We start from the raw sequence: 1,082 nt of genomic DNA, 5'->3' as shown, positions 1-1,082 counted from the left end.
CCCCGCGGATGAAGGCCTCCAGATCCGCCCGCGCCACGTCGTCGGGCAGCTGCACGTGCGGGGACTTCATGAAGTACGCCGAGGCCGAGGTCAACGGCCCCCCGACCCCCCGGTCCGCCCCGATCTTCGCCGCCCGGATCGCGTCGATGATCACCCCGGCCGAGTTCGGCGAGTCCCACACCTCCAGCTTGTACTCCAGGCTGATCGGCGCGTTGCCGAACCCGTGGCCCTCCAGGCGCACGAAGGCGAACTTCCGGTCCTCCAACCACGGCACATGATCCGAGGGCCCGATGTGCACGTCCTTCGTGCCGAACTCCCGCTCCACGTTGGAGGTCACCGCCTGGGTCTTGGAGATCTTCTTCGACTCCAGCCGGGTCCGCTCCAGCATGTTCATGAAGTCCATGTTCCCGCCCACGTTGAGCTGATACGTCCGGTCCAGCACGTACCCGCGGTCCTCCATGAGCTTCGCCAGCACCCGGTGGGTGATCGTCGCCCCGATCTGCGACTTGATGTCATCACCCACGATCGGCACCCCCGCCTCGGTGAACCGCTGCGCCCACCCCGGGTCGGAGGCGATGAACACCGGCAGCGCGTTGACGAAGGCCACCCCGGCCTCCAGGGCCGCCTGGGCGTAGTACCGGTCGGCGGCCTCCGAGCCCACCGGCAGATAGGACACCAGCACGTCCACCTGCGCTTCCCGCAGTGCGGCGGCCACGTCCACCGGGGCCGCGGCCGACTCCTGGACCGCTTCCCGGTAGTAGGAGCCCAGCCCGTCCAGGGTGGGCCCGCGCTGGACCGTCACCCCGGTGTGCGGAACCGAGGCGAAGACCAGGGTGTTGTTCTGCCCGGCGCCGATCGCCTCGCACAGATCGACCCCGACCTTGGCGGCGTCCACGTCGAAGGCGGCCACGAACTCGATGTCGGACACGTGGTAGTCACCGAAGACCACGTGCATCAGACCCGGCACGGAGGCCGTGGGATCGGCGTCGGCGTAGAAGTGCACGCCCTGGATCAGCGAGGAGGCGCAGTTGCCGACACCGGCGACGGCCACGCGAATGGGATGGTGGGACACGGGACTCCTT

The 1,082-nt window shown here is 68.9% G+C and carries 1 protein-coding gene; it reads right to left on the bottom strand.

All coding sequences use genetic code 11. The features are described from left to right. A partial coding sequence (locus tag RCG67_RS16790; protein ID WP_368827926.1) for an inositol-3-phosphate synthase occupies positions 1-1,072 on the bottom strand: 1,072 nt, incomplete at its 3' end. Between the last annotated feature and the right edge of the window lie 10 nt (positions 1,073-1,082).

The sequence above is a fragment of the Kocuria cellulosilytica genome, assembly GCF_040981245.1.
Taxonomy (GTDB): Bacteria; Actinomycetota; Actinomycetes; order Actinomycetales; family Micrococcaceae; genus Kocuria; species Kocuria cellulosilytica.
This window is presented reverse-complemented; position numbering and strand designations above follow the sequence as displayed.